The organism is Streptomyces sp. NPDC006923 (assembly GCF_040635655.1).
GTDB lineage: Bacteria > Actinomycetota > Actinomycetes > Streptomycetales > Streptomycetaceae > Streptomyces.
Genome location: NZ_JBEYIF010000011.1, coordinates 175,243 through 191,425, shown reverse-complemented (window position 1 = coordinate 191,425; position 16,183 = coordinate 175,243). Strand labels below are relative to the sequence as shown.

At 71.9% G+C, this 16,183-nt stretch carries 13 protein-coding genes; 7 read left to right on the top strand and 6 right to left on the bottom strand.

All coding sequences use genetic code 11. From position 1 onward, the window contains the following. Window positions 1–14: 14 nt before the first annotated feature. Window positions 15–2,162, bottom strand: coding sequence for an ABC transporter ATP-binding protein (locus ABZ707_RS22895; RefSeq protein ID WP_360177941.1), 2,148 nt, complete (start codon window positions 2,160–2,162; stop codon window positions 15–17). Between the two features lie 89 nt (window positions 2,163–2,251). Between ABZ707_RS22895 and ABZ707_RS22890 the strand changes: the two genes are divergently transcribed. Further along, complete coding sequence (locus ABZ707_RS22890; protein ID WP_360177938.1) at window positions 2,252–4,123, top strand: S9 family peptidase; 1,872 nt, start codon at window positions 2,252–2,254, stop codon at window positions 4,121–4,123. Between the two features lie 62 nt (window positions 4,124–4,185). Here ABZ707_RS22890 and ABZ707_RS22885 read toward each other — a convergent pair whose 3' ends face one another. Both ABZ707_RS22885 and ABZ707_RS22880 read right to left on the bottom strand, forming a co-directional pair. Next, complete coding sequence (locus ABZ707_RS22885; RefSeq protein ID WP_360177935.1) at window positions 4,186–5,415, bottom strand: cupin domain-containing protein; 1,230 nt, start codon at window positions 5,413–5,415, stop codon at window positions 4,186–4,188. Window positions 5,416–5,419: 4 nt separating this feature from the next. After that, the gene (locus ABZ707_RS22880) at window positions 5,420–5,566 is read right to left on the bottom strand and encodes a hypothetical protein (protein WP_319681067.1); all 147 of its coding nucleotides are present in this window, start codon (window positions 5,564–5,566) and stop codon (window positions 5,420–5,422) included. A 270-nt stretch (window positions 5,567–5,836) separates the two neighbouring features. On the opposite strand from ABZ707_RS22880, the gene ABZ707_RS22875 reads away from it, so the two are divergent. Then, complete coding sequence (locus ABZ707_RS22875) at window positions 5,837–6,613, top strand: helix-turn-helix domain-containing protein (RefSeq protein WP_360177931.1); 777 nt, start codon at window positions 5,837–5,839, stop codon at window positions 6,611–6,613. Window positions 6,614–7,121: 508 nt separating this feature from the next. On the opposite strand, the gene ABZ707_RS22870 is transcribed toward ABZ707_RS22875, so the two are convergent. Continuing rightward, a complete protein-coding gene (locus tag ABZ707_RS22870; protein WP_360177928.1) occupies window positions 7,122–7,700 on the bottom strand; it encodes an alpha/beta hydrolase in 579 nt (192 codons plus the stop codon). A 308-nt stretch (window positions 7,701–8,008) separates the two neighbouring features. On the opposite strand from ABZ707_RS22870, the gene ABZ707_RS22865 reads away from it, so the two are divergent. Together ABZ707_RS22865 and ABZ707_RS22860 are read left to right on the top strand one after the other, a co-directional pair. Beyond that, the gene (locus tag ABZ707_RS22865; protein ID WP_360177925.1) at window positions 8,009–8,818 is read left to right on the top strand and encodes an RNA polymerase sigma factor; all 810 of its coding nucleotides are present in this window, start codon (window positions 8,009–8,011) and stop codon (window positions 8,816–8,818) included. Then, window positions 8,818–9,966: a hypothetical protein gene (locus ABZ707_RS22860; RefSeq protein ID WP_360177922.1), complete on the top strand. Its 1,149-nt coding sequence runs from the start codon at window positions 8,818–8,820 to the stop codon at window positions 9,964–9,966. The genes ABZ707_RS22865 and ABZ707_RS22860 overlap by 1 nt, the downstream gene beginning before the upstream one ends. 215 nt (window positions 9,967–10,181) lie before the next feature. Here ABZ707_RS22860 and ABZ707_RS22855 read toward each other — a convergent pair whose 3' ends face one another. Further along, complete coding sequence (locus tag ABZ707_RS22855; protein WP_360177919.1) at window positions 10,182–11,204, bottom strand: L,D-transpeptidase family protein; 1,023 nt, start codon at window positions 11,202–11,204, stop codon at window positions 10,182–10,184. Between the two features lie 223 nt (window positions 11,205–11,427). Further along, window positions 11,428–12,321 (bottom strand): class I SAM-dependent methyltransferase, encoded by an 894-nt coding sequence (locus ABZ707_RS22850; protein ID WP_360177916.1) that lies wholly within the window; start codon window positions 12,319–12,321, stop codon window positions 11,428–11,430. Between the two features lie 311 nt (window positions 12,322–12,632). Here ABZ707_RS22850 and ABZ707_RS22845 point away from each other — a divergent pair, with 311 nt between their 5' ends. From ABZ707_RS22845 to ABZ707_RS22835, 3 genes are all read left to right on the top strand, one after another. Continuing rightward, window positions 12,633–14,237 carry a methylmalonyl-CoA mutase family protein gene (locus ABZ707_RS22845; protein WP_360178179.1) on the top strand — a complete coding sequence of 535 codons (1,605 nt, stop codon included), beginning with the start codon at window positions 12,633–12,635 and terminating at the stop codon, window positions 14,235–14,237. A gap of 61 nt (window positions 14,238–14,298) precedes the next feature. Continuing rightward, window positions 14,299–14,955 (top strand): leucine efflux protein LeuE, encoded by a 657-nt coding sequence (gene leuE, locus ABZ707_RS22840; protein WP_360177913.1) that lies wholly within the window; start codon window positions 14,299–14,301, stop codon window positions 14,953–14,955. Between the two features lie 13 nt (window positions 14,956–14,968). After that, window positions 14,969–15,979, top strand: coding sequence for a pyridoxal-phosphate dependent enzyme (locus ABZ707_RS22835; RefSeq protein ID WP_360177910.1), 1,011 nt, complete (start codon window positions 14,969–14,971; stop codon window positions 15,977–15,979). Window positions 15,980–16,183 lie beyond the last annotated feature (204 nt).

The following is a 16,183-nucleotide window of genomic DNA, read 5'->3' as shown; positions in this document are numbered from 1 at the left end:
GCGGGCGCGGGGGCTCACGGGCCGGCCGCCCGGCGGCCGTTCCCCCTGCCCTTCGCCGCGAGCGCGGCCTCGATGGCGGCGGCCTTGGCGGCGCCGGGACCGGCGCCGGGACCGGCCCCCGCACCGTTCACCGGGCCACCTCCCAGCGGCCCTTCCGTGTACGCGGCGGCCTGCAGGGCGAACAGCCGGGCATACGATCCGCCCAGCCGCATCAGCTCCTCATGAGTCCCCTGCTCGGCCGGACGGCCGTCCTCGATCAGCAGGATCAGATCGGCGTGGCGCACGGTGGAGAACCGGTGCGAGATGTACACCGTGGTGCGCCCACGGGCCAGGTCGCGCAGCCGGCCGAAGAGTTCGTGCTCCGCCTCGGCGTCCAGCGCGGAGGTCGGTTCGTCGAGGACCAGCAGCGGAGCGTCGCGCATGAACGCGCGGGACAGAGCGACCTTCTGCCACTCCCCGCCGGACAGCTCCACCCCGGTGTCGAACCACTTGCCGAGCGCGGTGTCGTAGCCGTCCGGCAGCCGTTCGGCGAGCGACGCCGCCCCACCGCGCCGGGCCGCCTCCTCGACCCGGTCCCGGTCCTCGACCCGGGTCGTGTCGCCGAGCCCGATGTTCTCGGCGAAACTCGCCTGGTAGGAGACGAAGTCCTGGAACATGGCGGCGACATTGCTCCGCAGCTCCTCCGGATCGAGATCCCGGATGTCGGTCCCGTCGAGCAGAATGCGCCCCGAGTCGGGCTCGTACAGCCGGCAGAGCAGTTTGATCAGCGTCGACTTGCCCGCGCCGTTGCGGCCGACAACGGCGAGAGTGGTGCCGGGCGGGATGTCCAGGCTGACACCGGCCAGCGCCGGCCGGTCGGCGCCGGGGTAGCGGAACGTCACGTTCTCCAGCACCACATGGCCGAGCAGCGGGGACGGCAGCGGAACCGCCGGCCGGGCCGCCTCCCCCGCACCGGTGGAGGTGTGGGCCGGGACGGCCAGCAGCTCGTACAGCTTGCGCAGATACAGATTGTTCTCGTACATGCTGCTCACGCCGGTGAAGATGCCCTGGATGGACGCCTGCACCGAGGTCGCGGCGGAGGTGTACAGGATCAGGTCGCCCAGACTGAGCCGCCCGTTGACCGCCTGCACCGCCACATACAGATAGGTGAGGGACCCGACCAGGGTGGTCAGCGTCGACCAGGCATTGCCCACGAGATAGCGGGCGATGACGACGCCGCGCAGGCCCCGGTAAGCGGTCGAGCCGAGCAGCCGGAAGCGCTCGGTGAGGAACGGACCGAGGCCGTAGACCTTGACCTCCTTGGCGTACGCGTCGGTGGACAGCAGCCGGGACAGATACTCCATACGGCGGCGGATCGGCGAGGACCAGAGCGTCACCATGAAGCTGCGCATGCTGTACCGGGAGTCGGAGACGAACGCGGGCACGGGGGCGAGCAGCGCCGCCACCGCGACGACCGGCCCGAGACCGAAGAGCAGTCCGACCATGCTCAGGAACGTCACCGCCATCTGCAGCAGATTGAACGCTCCGCCGATCATGGTGACCGGGCGCGTCGACGCCTCCTGCTGGGCCTGGCGCAGCAGGTCGTACGAACGGGAGTCCTCGAAGAACGACAGCGGCAGCCGGCCCGCGTGCTCCATGACCTGGAGCTGCACACTCTGGGACGCCTTCTCCTGAAGCAACTGCTGGGCGATGCTGCGTACGGCCGTGCCCAGCGCGCTGAGCGCGTAGACCGCGAACTGGACGGCGGCCAGCACCACCAGGGCCCCGACCGTGCTGAGTACGGGCAAGTGCAGAGTGAAGCCGGGCAGCGGTACGTCGAGGCTGATCCGGTCCGCCCGGTCGCCGGAATGGATGGCGGCGCCCTCGACCACCGTGTTCACCAGCAGCCGGCCGGTCATGGCCACGGCTGCGGGCACCAGCCCGATCAGTACGGTCGAGACGCCGAGCGCCAGCGTCAGTGCCGGACTCGCCCGCCAGACCAGGGCCAGCACCCGGCCCAGCCCCGTCACTGTGTCGGCCGCAGACCGGGCCGCCCGGCGGAGCCTGGCCCGGACACCGCGCGGCTGCCGCGGCCTCTCCGGCTCGGGGAAATCGGCGGGCCCGGTGAGACCGCTGCCCCCCGTCGACGCCGCGCCCCGCGCGGTGAACACCACTTGCTGCATCAGGACATCCCCCCTGGCCGGGCCTGATCCGAAGCACCGGCCCCCGCACCCGCCGACGCACCCACGACCAGGACAGGACGGGCCCGCCCATGACCGCACACCCGCTGATCCCGCGCTCCGTGCTCTTCGGGAATCCGGACCGGATGAGTCCGGCCCTCTCCCCGTGCGGGCGGTTCCTCGCCTATCTCGCCCCGGACGCCCGGGGTGTCCTCAATGTGCACGCGGGGCCCTGGGAGGGGCGGGAGTTCCGGCCCGTGACGGCGGACGCGGGGCGCGGCGTCCGTGCCTTCGCCTGGTCCGGCGACGGCCGTGTGCTGCTGTACGCGCAGGACCGGGACGGCGACGAGAACACCCGTCTCTACGCGGCGGATCCGGCGGGCGCCGCACCCGCGCGCGACCTCACTCCGTACGACGGTGTCCAGGCCCGCATCGTCGCCATCGACCCGCGCTGTCCCGACCGCGTTCTGATCGGCCTCAATCTGCGGGACCGGGCCCGGCACGACGCGTACCGGCTCGACCCGGCCACGGGGAAGCTCGATCTCGCCGCCCGCGACGAGGGGTTCACCCGGTGGGTGGCCGACGACCGGATGCGGGTACGCGGCGCGGTACGCGCGGCCGACGACGGCTCCGCCGTCCTCCTCGTGCGCGCCGACGAGGACGCCCCCTGGCGCGAACTGCACCGCGTCGGCGCCGAGGACGCCCCGGCGCTGCGCCCCTTCGGATTCACCACCGGAGGCCGCCATCTGCTGCTGCTCTCGTCGCTCGGATCGGACACCGCCCGGCTGCTTCGGGTGGACACCGTCACCGGGGACAGCGAAGTGCTGTACGAGGACCCGCGGTACGACGTCGAGGGCGTCGGCACCCATCCGGTCACCGGCCGGGCCCAGTTCGTCCTCGTACGGCGCGAACGCAACGACATCGAGGTGCTGGACCCGTCCCTGGCGGCCGACTTCGAGGCGCTGCGGGCCGCCGCCCGGGGAGATGTCACGGTACTCGGCAGGGACCGTGCGGACCGGCACTGGCTGGTGCAGCACAACACCGACGACGGCCCGGCGGGCTACCGCGTCCTGCGGCGCGAAACCGGCCGGACGGTGTTCCTCTTCAGCCATCTCCCCGCTCTCGACGCGCACGGGCTGGCCCGCGTCGAACCGTTCTCGTTCCGAGCCCGCGACGGTCTGCGGGTGCACGGCTACCTCACCTTCCCACCCGCCGGATCCGTCCCGCCCGCCCCGTCCGGCACCGGCCACCGGCGGCTGCCCGCCGTGCTGTGCGTCCACGGCGGGCCGTGGACCCGCGATCTGTGGGGCTTCCGCTCCGAGGCCCAGTGGCTGGCGAACCGCGGATACCTCTGTATCCAGGTGAACTTCCGCGGGTCCACCGGCTACGGCAAGCGGTTCACCAACGCGGGCGACCGCGAGTGGGGAGGCAGGATGCAGGACGACCTCCAGGACGCGGTGCGGCACACCGTCGCGCTGGGCCACACCGACCCCGGCCGCGTCGCGGTGTACGGCGGTTCGTACGGCGGGTACGCGGCGCTCGTCGGGGCGGCGTTCACCCCGGACGACTACCGCTGCGCGGTCGCGGTCGCCGCGCCGTCCTCGCTGATCACCTTCATCGAATCGGTGCCCGCCACCTGGGGGCCGATGGCGGCCATGCTGCGCCGCCGGGTCGGCTCCCCCGAGACGGAGCGGGACTTCCTGTGGTCCCGCTCGCCGCTGTCCGCCGCGGACCGGATCCGGATTCCGCTGCTGATCGGCCAGGGAGCCAGAGATCCCCGCGTACGGAGCGAGGAGTCCGAGCGGCTGGTGGCCGCACTGCGGCGGAACGGGGTCCCGCATGAGTACCTGCTCTTTCCCGACGAAGGGCACGGATTCGTACGGCCCCGGAATCGACTGGCGTTCTACGCGGCCGTCGAGCGGTTCCTGGCACAGCATCTCGGGGGCCGGTACGAGGAGACCTGACCGGGGGGCGGGGGCGGGCGATCCGCCCGCCCCCGCACCGGGCCCCGGCCGGCGGGCCGGCCTCAGGTCAGGGTGAGCAGCCCTTCCTGGACCAGCCTGCGCACCAGGACGAGCCGGCCCTCGACATCCAGCGCGCCGGTGATGCCCCGCGCGGTGAACGGGGTGTCGGCGGTGAGCAGATAGCGCAGCTCGGGCTCGATCCGTGCCGGGAGCCGGACGACCTTGCCGTGGAATTCGAGGTGGAGCCCGTTGCCCTCCCGGGTCAGCGACCACAGCAGTTCCGCCCTGCGCCGCACCTGTGTGTCCGGGGTGAGCGTGCGCAGCCCCTCCAGGTCCAGCAGATGACCGTCGAGCACCGGCTGCCGGCCGACCAGGGCCCGGCTCGCCGCTCGCTCGACGAGGTCCTGCGGCCGCACCGCTCCGGCGACCGAGGCGAGCATCCCGGCCAGGGTGTCCGCGGCCTGCCGACGCAGTTCGGGGTCGAGGGCGAAGCCCGGAGGCAGCGAACCGCGGTAGCGGGGATCGCTCTCGATGGCCTGGTCCAGGGCGTCCTTGAGTACCGTCGCCCAGAGAACCGGCAGCACGCCGAGCGTGATGTGCAGCGACGCCTCCTCGTTGGAGGTCGCGTCGTGCACGGTGCCCCGGGGCATGTACATCAGATCGCCGGCCTTCAGGTCGAACTCCCGCACCGGCGCGCCGGGGCCGTCCGCGGGCCGCCGGTAGTGCTGGGAGTGCAGCGGCAGCTCGTCCGGTGACTCGTACAGCCGCCAGTGCTTCGAGCCCCAGACCTGCAGGACGAAGACGTCATGGGTGTCGTAGTGACTGGTCAGTCCCTGGGCGCCGGCCGGGGTCAGATAGGCATTGGCCTGGAATCCGGCGCTGAACTCGCCCGACAGGGTCCGGCACAGCCGGCCCAGCGGTTCCCACCGTTCGTGCAGGAACTTGAAGACGACGGTCGAGCCCTTCCGATAGAGGTCGTAGAGGACCTCCAGACCATTGCTCGGGCCACCCGGGCCCGAGGCGGCCATTTCGACCAGCGGAATCTCTTGCCCGTTGACGACGACCTTGAGTTCCGAGGAGCGGACGCTGGAAGTGGAGAGAATGTGGTCGACATCGCGGAACGTCAACGGTTCCGCGTAGTAGTCCGGATCTTCGCGGTGAATGACGAGGGGCTTCTTCTCCCAGACCTCATTCTTGAAGTCCGCGGTGTCGAATGGGGACAGGAGAGCGGAGAGGCCGAGGGAGGGCTGCGTTTGAGGCGCAGCCTTCCACCCGCCGTGAGTCACGGCCACCGGATCAGATCACCGGGTCGGAGGGGTCATTGTCAGAAATGACCAGCACCGGGTCGGTGGGGTCGTTGTCCGAGATCACGAAGTCCGGCGTCGCGATCGGTGACGGCGAGACTTCGATTTCGTCGGCCCTCAGTGAATTGTGCTCTTCCATTTTCCCTCCCGTGTCTCCAGAAGCCCCGGAGCGAGCTGTCCGGGGAGCTCGAATATTGGTCAACGCGAACGTCCGGCGTCAACGCTGAACCGAGGACTGTCCAATTCATTTCCCTGGAGCCGTCACTCCTGCCGTGTAAAGAGTTCCACGACATTCTTGACTCCCCGCGCCGGGACATGTTTCACCTCTGCCGCGGCGGGCGGAGACATCGTTGAAACGTGTGATCGTCTAGACCGTTTGTGGACATCCCCCACGCGAGGAGGCGGATCGGTGAGTCGTCACGCGAGTCCAGAGCAGCGCTACCGGGCGGTGCTGTCGGTGCTGTCGGGCGACCCGGTCGCCGAGGTCGCCCGACGCAACGGCGTCTCGCGGCAGACACTCCACAACTGGCGCAGAAGATACACGGCGGAAGGCGGGGCGGGCCTCGCGGACCGGTCCCGGCGACCGCATCTGAGCCCGGCGCGGCTCGACCCCTCCGTGGAGGCGCTGATCTGCTCGCTTCGTGAACAGCACCCGGACTGGGGCGCGCAGCGCCTGCATGCGGCCCTTGGCCGGCTGGGCGTCGGGGCACCGCCCTCCCGGACGACGGTCCACCGGGTGCTGGTACGCAACAATCTGCTGGCCGCGGCGGTTCGGGCCGGCGCCCCGGTGCGGGGGGCGCCGCAGCACACCGCCGGTCCCCCGGCGCCGGCCGGACCGGCCGGACCGGCCGAACCGGCCGGGCCCGCCGGGCACCCCGGGCAGACCGAACCGGACAACGGATGGCTGACGGATCTGCTCAGCGCGGCGAGAGAACTGGTGGACCGGCTGGACCGGGCCCTGGACGCCCTCGCGGCGGACACCGACCCGTGCCCGGCGTCCTGCGGCCTGTGCCCGCCGGAACCACCGGCCGGCCGGGCGCCCGCGCAGCGTCAGCCGGACGGCGCACGGGCGTTGGGCGCCCCGGTGGTCAGCCTCTTCGCACAGCCCGGGCCGGTCTCCCTCGTCAACTATGTACCGGCACGGTGCGGTCATCCCGAGACGCGTGGAACTCACGGCTCCGGCTGAACGGTTGACCGAAAAGCCCCCCGCGGCGGAGTTGCTCCGGTTTGGAAGCGACTGGGGCGCACGGGGTTCCCGGGCGCGCCCGGCGCGCTACCCGCGCGGGCACGCCGGCGGGGTGCCGTCGCGCAGAGAGAAAACCGAGCCCCGGTCCCGAGTCCCGGGCACAGCCACACCTGGAAGCACCGGGGAAACAGCCTCGGCCATGGGGGCTTCCGGCTGCGGCAGGGACGAGCTTCCAGGCGCCCGCGGTGAGGACGCCCCGTCGCACGCCCGCCCCTTCGGGCTCAGAACGGTGCGCCTCGGGCGGGGTTGGCGCCCACGAGCACGGACCGCTCCCATCCGGCCCACATGATGTGGTTGATCTCGTTGACGCCGGTTGTGCCGGAAGCTGTCGGGCTGACACCGTATCCGGACTGCCGATGGTCGACCGGGGCGGCCAACGTAGCGGAGGTGGCCGCAACAGCGAGGCGTCGCTCTCGCACAGCGGTTGCCCGTCGTTTCCGTTCGTGCGTCAGGCCGCCTCAGACCAGACGATCCTGTCGAGGAAGTCCTCCACCGCTGTTGCGACCCGACCGAGCACCTTGGCGGATTCGGAAAGGGGCCCAGGAACACGCAGGTCGTGATCGGCCCCACGGACCTCCAGCACGTGGGGTGACAGCTCGGCGGCGAGGGCTCCGTCCCAGTGCCTGTCCTCGGTGCCGCCGACCAGAAGGAAAGGGGCGGTGGCCGAGCGGAGAGCCTGGGCCACCTCAGCAGTGGTCAACAACGGGGTGAGCCAGATCGCTGGCAGTGCCCGCTCGGCGGCGAGTACGGCCGCGTGGGTGCCGAGGGACTTCCCGATCACGACCTCCGCAGTGCGCGGTGAACTCCTGGTCACATGGTCGATTACGGGGGTGACCTGGTCCAGGACCCAGGAGCTGATACCTCTGCCGGACTGCCGTGGCGGGTCCCAGGTGATCCGCTCGACCTGGGCCCCCCTGGCTTCGGCCGCACCGGCGGCGTACATGAGGAGGGGAGTATGGGGGCCGTACATCCCGCCGGGGACCACCACCGCGCCTCGCGGCGACTGTGTCTGCTTATCCACGACCATGAACGTCTCCCTGGATGAGCGGTGCTGACAGGCGAACGCGACCAACGGGACGTAACCAACGGGACGCAACAGAGGACGACCGGGGCCGCCACCCCCCACAGGAGAGGCCCCGGTCGCCGTCCGCCGGAGCCGCGGTACGGCCCCGTACTCCTATCTGCGCCGGGGGTGCGTTTTCTGTCACACCGCATAACGTCAGGAAGTTGTTGCAGGTTGTACAAGTCATGGACGCGGGCCCTGGCGAGGCCGTAGCGTGCAGAAACGCGCGGGGCGCGGCAGCGACCAGCCGCGATTTCAGGACAGGTGTGGGAGTGCTGGGGGACGACGCGGAGCTGACCGCCGCGGTGCTCGCGGCGCAGGACGGGGACGAGGACGGCTTCCGGACTGTGTACCGCTCGGTGCACCCGCGGCTGCTGGGCTATCTACGGACGCTCGTCGGCGAGCCGGACGCGGAGGACGTGGCCTCCGAGACATGGCTGCAGATCTCCCGCGACCTGGGCCGTTTCAGCGGTGACGCCGACCGCTTCCGGGGCTGGGCCGCCCGGATAGCCCGTAATCGCGCCCTTGATCACCTACGGATGCGCGGTCGGCGCCCCGCGGTCGGCGCCGACGACACCGAACTGACCGGGAAACCGGCCGAGTCGGACACGGCGGACGAGGCCATGGAAGCCCTTGCCACCGGCCGGACCATGGCGCTGATAGCGCGGTTGCCGCAGGACCAGGCGGAGGCCGTCGTCCTGCGGGTCGTCGTCGGCCTCGATGCCAAGACCGCGGCCAGGACGCTGGGCAAGCGGCCCGGCGCGGTACGGACGGCGGCGCACCGGGGGCTCAAACGGCTGGCCGAACTGCTGGAGAAGGACGGCGGTTCCGACGACCCGGACGACACCGACGGTGGAACAGGTCGGGCGTCCATCGGTGACATCGCGCCCGGCGTCGCCGGAGAAACCGCTTACCACTCCCCGCGCGGAGTGAGCGGCGAACCGGCCGGGGCCGCGCGGCACAGCGCCGCAGGTCATCGCCAGGGACTCGGCGGAGTTCCGCCGCAGCGCAGCGTCCGACCGGGGGTCGCGGCGTCCGCGGGTGTGACGCATTCGCGCCTGCGGACGCAGAAGGACATGTGATGGCCGACGAGCGTGACGCGTGGCCCGACAAGGACACGGCGGAGCGATTGCTGAGCGGTGAGCCGGTCGGAGCCGTGGACGAACATGTCCGGCCCCGGGCGGAGCGGCTCGCCGGTGCCCTGCGCGAGATCGGCGCCGTCACATACGCAAACGGTGTCGAACTCCCCGGCGAGCAGGCGGCGCTGGCCGCCTTCCGGAGCCGGCGGGCGGCGGGTGGTGAGCGTCCGGGCCCCGTGAGCCCTGAGCGACCGCGCGCCGAGGACCTGCCGGCGACGGTGCGCCTCGGCTCCGCGCCCCCGGCCGTCCGCCCGAGGTGGTCCGGCCACCCTCTGCGGACGGGACTCGTCGCCGCCGTGGCCGGATGCGCGCTGGGCGGAGTGGCCGTGGTCGGTCTGCTGCCCGCGCTGTTCGACGGCGGGCGCGGTCCCGTCCCCGGCAGCCCCGTCTCGGCGGCGGCCTCGCCGGGACCGCCGGTGTCGGAGACGGCCGACGGCGGCTGGGGCCTGTCCGGTCATCCGTCCGGTTTCCCGGAGCCTCCGGGCAAGGACGGGATGGGTCACGCCTCGCCCGGTCCCTCGTACCGGACCGGTTCCGGGGCGGACGGTGGCCCGGCCGGGCACGACGGGAACGGCGGGCACGGCACGGCCGACGACGCCGGGCCGGGCGGGGCAGGGGAGGACGGCGGAGCCGGTGGCGAGCACGGCGGCTGGTCCGCGCTCGCGAACAGCCGGGCCGGCCAGCGGTACCGAGAGGCCGTCAGGGCTTGCCTCGACTATCGCAGCGGGAAGATCGACGCGGAGCACAAGATCGCGCTGGAGTCCTCGGTGCACGGCGCCCCTGAGGTCGAACGTCTCTGTGACCGGCTGCTCGGCGGCGACAGCGGCGACGACGACGGCGCGGGTGGCAAGGGCGTGAAGGCCGGTGCCCCGGACGACGGTGCCCCGGACGGCGGCGGACTGCCGGGCGCGCCCGCTGAACCTCCGGTGTCCGAGCCGTCGCCGCCCGAGTCCCGTGAGCCTTCGACGCCCGAGTCCGGTGAGCCGTCCCCGGAGCCGGCCCCGGGGCGGGGCGCGGACCCGGGTGATCAGACCCCCGGCGAGCAGGTCCCGGAGCCCGGCCCCCGCGCCTCCCCGCCCGGTCTCACCTGACCGGACGGCCCGAGCCGGGCGCGCGTGCGCACGGGACAGGTGTGACGTTTTTTCGGGGCACGACGCAGTAGGGAGTAGGCCGACTGGTCATCGGTCGCGCAGAGAGCCGGGGTTCCCCCCGTACCTTCGGCTCGGCGCATCGGCGCGGGCGGGGCACGTTCCCCCGGTCCCGCCCGCGCCTCTTCCCCGCCCGGTCGGCCTCGGCGGCGGAGGTCTCACTTGTAGATGACCACCTTGTCGCCGGTGCGGACCTGCCCGTAGACCGAGGCGATCTTCTTTTTGTCCCGGACATTGACACAGCCGTGCGAAGAGCCGTCATAGCCGTAGAGCGCGAAGTCCTCGGAGTAGTGCACCGCCTGGCCGCCGCTGAAGAACATCGAGTACGGCATGGCGCTGTGATAGAGCGTCGACACATGGTTGCGCGACTTCCAGTACACCTTGAACGTGCCCTCGCGGGTCGGGGCGTACTGCGAGCCGAAGCGGACGTCCATCGTCGACTTGACCTTGCCGTTGATCATCCAGAAGAGCTTGCGGTTCTTCTTGCTGATGCACAGCACCCGGCCCTTCGCGCACCGGCGAGAGGGCTTCGGGACGGGTTTGACGACGGGCGGACGCAGCTCGACGCGGGTCGGCTGCCTGGTCATGGAGACCAGTTTCCGCCAGGTGAGGGTGTCCGTCACCCCGGTGCGCGGCAGAGCGCGCCGGCCCTGGAAGGAGGAGACGGCCGCGACTGTCTCGGAGCCGTAGTAACCGCTGGGGACACGGTTGAAATGCCGGATCTGCCGGAGCCTGGCCTGGAGTTCCCGTACCAGCTCGCCACGGGCGCCCATCGCCATCAGAGTGACGGGCTTCGGCGCGGCCGGGGTGGGCGTCGGTGTGGGTGTCGGTGTGGGTGTGGGTGTGGGTGTCGGCAGTGGCGTTGGCGTTGAGAGTACGGTCGACTGCGACTGCGACTGCGACTGCGACTGCGACTCCGACGTTGACTCCGACGTCGAGAGGGGCGCCGGGTCCGGTGCGGAGACCGCCGGCCGACCGCTGGCGGGCCCGGGCGACGGTGTCCAGGACGCCTTCCACGACGGCTGCTCGGCGTCGGGTGTGAGGCTCGCTCCCGGAAGACGGCCCATCGGTTTGGCATCGGTCACCGCGCCCCCGGGGAGGGGCTGCACCGTACAGCCGACGCTCATGGCGAGCACGGCGGCCGTGGCGATTCCCGTGCCCATGACGGATTTCGTGAGCATCCTCGTCCCACCAGTCTTTCCCGTGTCCCAAGGCGTCTGTTTTGTCCTTCAGACAGTTCCCCTTCCGGCGCGGGTGCGTAAACGCGGGCGAGCCGCCCGCCGGGTTCTCCTCCCCTGACGGGAGGTCACCACTGACGGGCGGCTCGGGAGAAGAAAGAGAGGCAGCGCCGTGGCCGGGAGGCCGTTACGGGATCGCCCTCGGCCTCGGACCGGACACGGTGGGTCAGGACGCCCGCAGGAACGCCGACGTCGACACCTTGCCCAGCAGCTCCAGCCGCGACGAGCCACTCGCCAGGTGTTTGTCCAGGGCGTCCTTCACGCCCGGCCAGCGTCCGTCGTCGTAGTCGTCGAGGACGACGATCCCGCCCGGTGCGACGATCTTCTCGACCCATTCGAGGTCGGCGAGCACGCCGTCCAGGGAGTGGTCGCCGTCCACGATGATCACGCCGTACTGCCGGTCGGAGACCGCGGCCCGTACCTCGGGATCACCTGAGAAGCCCTTCTCGATGCGTGCCTCGGCCCCCGCCTGGCCGCCCAGCGCCAGGTTGGCGCGTACGACGTCCATCCGCACCGGCGTGCCGGTCGGGTCGGAAGCCTGCTTCGCGCCGGGCTGGAGCTGGCTGCCCGCCAGCGGGTCGACGATCGTCAGCCGCGCCTCGATACCGGCGCGGTGCAGCATCCGCATCAGCGTCGCCGAGAACAGCCCGTACAGGGTGCCGATTTCGAGCACGTTCTCATTCGGCGGGTCGAGCAGCGGGACGGTGGCGAGTTTGCCGCACACATTGGACGTGGACCCGGCGAGCCTGCCCACGGCGAGCGCCTCCAGCGCGATCACATTACGGAAGGCGATGGTGACATTGCGACGGGCGGCGTTCTCGTCCGCGCCCGTCACGGAGGCGATCTCCCGGACCAGGGTGTCGATGCTCGCGGGCGTGACTATTCGAGACCCGCTGCGCCCCGTTCTGTCGAAGAGCAGGTTGAACGCGTAGTGCTCGGCGCGCAGGGCCTTGATGTCGGCGCGCAGCGCGGACGTCGAGCGGTTGATACGCCGGTCCACCAGCGTCGCGGCGGGGCGCAGGAGCCGCTTCGCCAGCCGGGTGCTCAGGAGAGAAGCCATGCGGCGGAACCTACGCCGGTCCCTCCGTACACGGGCCACCTGCGGATGCTGGCCAGATGAACTCTTGGCGATCGGAACGAGGCCACCGGATGAGGAATGAGGTCCTCCGCCGCCCCCGGTCCGGTGCCGCCGGGCGCGTGACACACACGGCGGCCGGAAGGACGCCGCGCCCGGCGCTCCGCGTGTGACCCGCGGGCCACCGCCCGCCCGCCGCTACAGTCCGTCGCGCAGGCCCTCGTCCGCCGTCGTCACCGGAAGGCGGTGGACGGCGGTGGACGGCGGTGGCGTCGGCCCGGCGGGAGGCGGAGCGGATGGCGAGCGGCAGCGGCAGCGGCGGCGAGCGGGTCACCGAGAGCGGACTGCCCGTCGAGGCGGTCTACGGGCCCGCTTCGCTCGACGGCTGGGACCCCGCGGCGAAGCTCGGCGAGCCGGGCTCGTACCCGTACACCCGGGGGGTCCACCCGACGATGTACCGGGGCCGCCCGTGGACGATGCGTCAGTACGCGGGCTTCGGCACGGCCGTCGAGTCCAACGCGCGCTACCGGCGGCTGATCGAGCACGGCACGACGGGCCTGTCCGTGGCGTTCGACCTGCCGACCCAGATGGGATACGACAGTGACGCGCCGCTCGCGGGCGGTGAGGTCGGCAAGGTCGGTGTGGCGATCGACTCGATCGACGACATGCGGGTGCTGTTCGACGGGATCCCGCTGGACCGGGTCTCCACCTCGATGACGATCAACGCGCCCGCCGCCCCGCTGCTGCTCCTCTACCAACTGGTGGCGGAGGAGCAGGGCGTCCCGGCGGCGCGGCTGACCGGGACGGTCCAGAACGATGTGCTCAAGGAGTACATCGCGCGCGGCACCTATATCTTCCCGCCCAGGCCCTCGCTGCGGCTGACCGCGGACATCTTCGCGTACTGCCGGGCCGAGCTGCCGCGCTGGAACACCATCTCGATCTCCGGCTACCACATGGCGGAGGCCGGAGCCACGCCCGCGCAGGAGATCGCCTTCACGCTGGCCGACGGCATCGAGTACGTCAGGACGGCTGTCGCCGCCGGGATGGACGTCGACGACTTCGCGCCCCGGCTCTCCTTCTTCTTTGTCGCGCGGACGACGATCCTCGAAGAGGTCGCCAAGTTCCGCGCCGCCCGGCGGATCTGGGCCGGGGTGATGCGCGAGCGGTTCGGCGCGAAGGACCCCCGGTCGCTGATGCTGCGCTTCCACACCCAGACGGCCGGGGTGCAGCTCACCGCCCAGCAGCCGGAGGTCAATCTGGTGCGGGTGGCGGTGCAGGGCCTGGCGGCGGTCCTCGGCGGTACGCAGTCGCTGCACACCAACTCCTACGACGAGGCCATCGCGCTGCCCACGGACATGTCGGCCCGGCTGGCGCTGCGCACCCAGCAGGTGCTGGCGTACGAGACCGATGTCACCGCGACCGTCGACCCCTTCGCCGGTTCGTACGCCGTCGAGAACATGACGGACGGAGTGGAGGCCGCCGCGGTCGCCCTGATGGAGCGGATCGAGGACCTCGGCGGCGCGGTCGGCGCCATCGAGCGGGGCTTCCAGAAGAGCGAGATCGAGCGCAGCGCGTACGCCGTCGCGCGGGAGACGGAGAGCGGCGAGCGCGTGGTCGTCGGCGTCAACCGGTTCGTCCTGGACGAGGAGGAGCCGTACGAGCCGCTGCGGGTCGACCCGGCGACCGAGGCCCGGCAGGCGGCCGGGCTGGCCAGGCTGCGTGCGGAACGCGACCGGCGGGCGGTCGGGTCGGCGCTCGCGGACCTCGGAGCGGCGGCGGCGGGAACGGCCAATGTGCTGCCGCCGATGAAGGCCGCGCTCAGGGCGCGGGCCACGGTGGGTGAGGTCTGCGACGCCCTGCGGGCCGTGTGGGGCGTCTACACACCGGTGGACGCGTCCTGAACTCGTGCGCGGTCAGGCCCGTGTGGCTCCTTGGGGCGGTGCGTGTGCCAGACTCCGCCCCATGCTGGGTGTGACTGATCTGCCGACATATCTGGTCGGACTCGTGCTGATTGTGCTGCTGCCTGGACCGAATTCGCTCTATGTGCTCTCGGTCGCGGCGCGCCTCGGGATAAAGGACGGCTACAAGGCAGCCGCCGGTGTCTGGTGCGGGGACACCGTGCTGATGGTGCTCTCCGCCGCGGGCGTCGCGTCGCTGCTCCAGGCCAACGCGCTGCTCTTCGGCGTGGTGAAGTACGCGGGCGCCGGCTATCTGACCTGGCTGGCCGTCGGGATGATGCGCATGGCGTGGGCGCTGTGGCGCGGCCGGCACGAGCGCGCGGAGGAGGAAAACCGCGAGCCCGCCGCGCCGGCCTCCGTCGAACGGCCCTACCGCAGGGCGCTGGTGATCGGCCTGTTCAATCCCAAGGCGATCCTGTTCTTCATCTCGTTCTTCGTGCAGTTCGTCGATCCCGGCTACGCGCATCCGGCGCTCTCCTTCGTCCTGCTGGGATTTCTCGCCAATCTCGCGAGCGCCCTCTATCTGACGGCCCTGATCTTCGGCGGTACGCGGCTGGCCGCCGCCTTCCGCCGCCGCAAGCGCCTCTCGGCCGGCGCGACCACGGCGGCCGGGGCGCTCTTCCTCGGCTTCGCCGTGAAGCTCTCGGTGAGCTCCGTATGAGTGAGCTCCGCGTATGAGTGAGTTCCCTGTGACGGCCCCGGCGGATGACGGCGGTGTGACCCCGGTGTCGCTGGCGAGCCGGCCGACGCCGCTGGAGCCCGCGCCCCGGCTGGCACGGGCGCTGGGGCTCGGGCCGGACGATCTGTGGATCAAGCGCGACGACCTGACCGGGCTCGGCGGCGGCGGGAACAAGGTCCGCAAGCTGGAGTGGCTCTGCGGCGCCGCGCTGGCCGAGGGCGCAGGGACGCTGGTCACCAGCGGCGCCGCGCAGAGCAATCACGCCCGGCTCACGGCAGCGGCGGGCGCCCGGCTCGGACTGGATGTGGTGCTGGTCCTCGCCGGGACGCCGGACGCCGCCGCTTCGGGCAATGTCGCGCTGGACGGCCTGCTGGGCGCGGAGATCGTCTGGGCCGGGGACGTGGACGAGACCACGCTGGCCGCCACGCTGGAAGAGGTCGTGGCGCGCCTGCGGAGCGAGGGCGCGGCGCCCGCGCTGATCCCGTTCGGCGGTTCGAGCGTGACGGGGGCCCGTGGCTACGCGGAGTGCGGCAGGGAACTGCTCGCGCAGGCGCCCGACCTGTCGCTGGTGGTCACCGCCGTGGGCTCCGGAGGAACGATGGCGGGGCTGGTGCACACGCTCGGCGCGGAACGGGTGCTCGGTGTCCACTGCGGCGCCGTGCCCGATCCGGCGCGCACGGTGGGCGGTCTGGTCGCGGGGCTGTCGGCCGGGGGAGCCGCACCGGCCGGGCTGCGGCTGCGGCTGCGGCTCGACCAGGTCGGTGACGGATACGCGAGCCTCACGGAGCCGGTGAAGGCCGCCATGAGGACGGCGGCGCGCACCGAGGGGATCATCCTGGACCCGGTCTACACGGGCCGGGCGATGGCGGGCCTGCTGGCGGCGGCCGGGGACGGCGAGGTGCGCCCGGGGCGGCGGACCGTCTTCCTGCACAGCGGCGGGCTGCCGGGTTTCTTCGGCCACGGGCCCACGGTCGGCTGGGCGCGTGGCGGCGCGGCCGGCGGCTGAGCCGGGCCGGACAGTCCCCGCCCGCCGGTTGCTCACCCGCCCGGCCGGCTCTCCGGCCCCGTCGTGTGCTGTGAAACCGGGTGACGTGTGTGGCCGGGAATGACGGCTGAAGCGTTTCGTTTCCCTGCCCGACGGTGGAAGTTCACCTTCCGGGCGGGGAGGTTTCCTACGCTGTCACCCACCCACCATCTGTCCGTGGGGAAG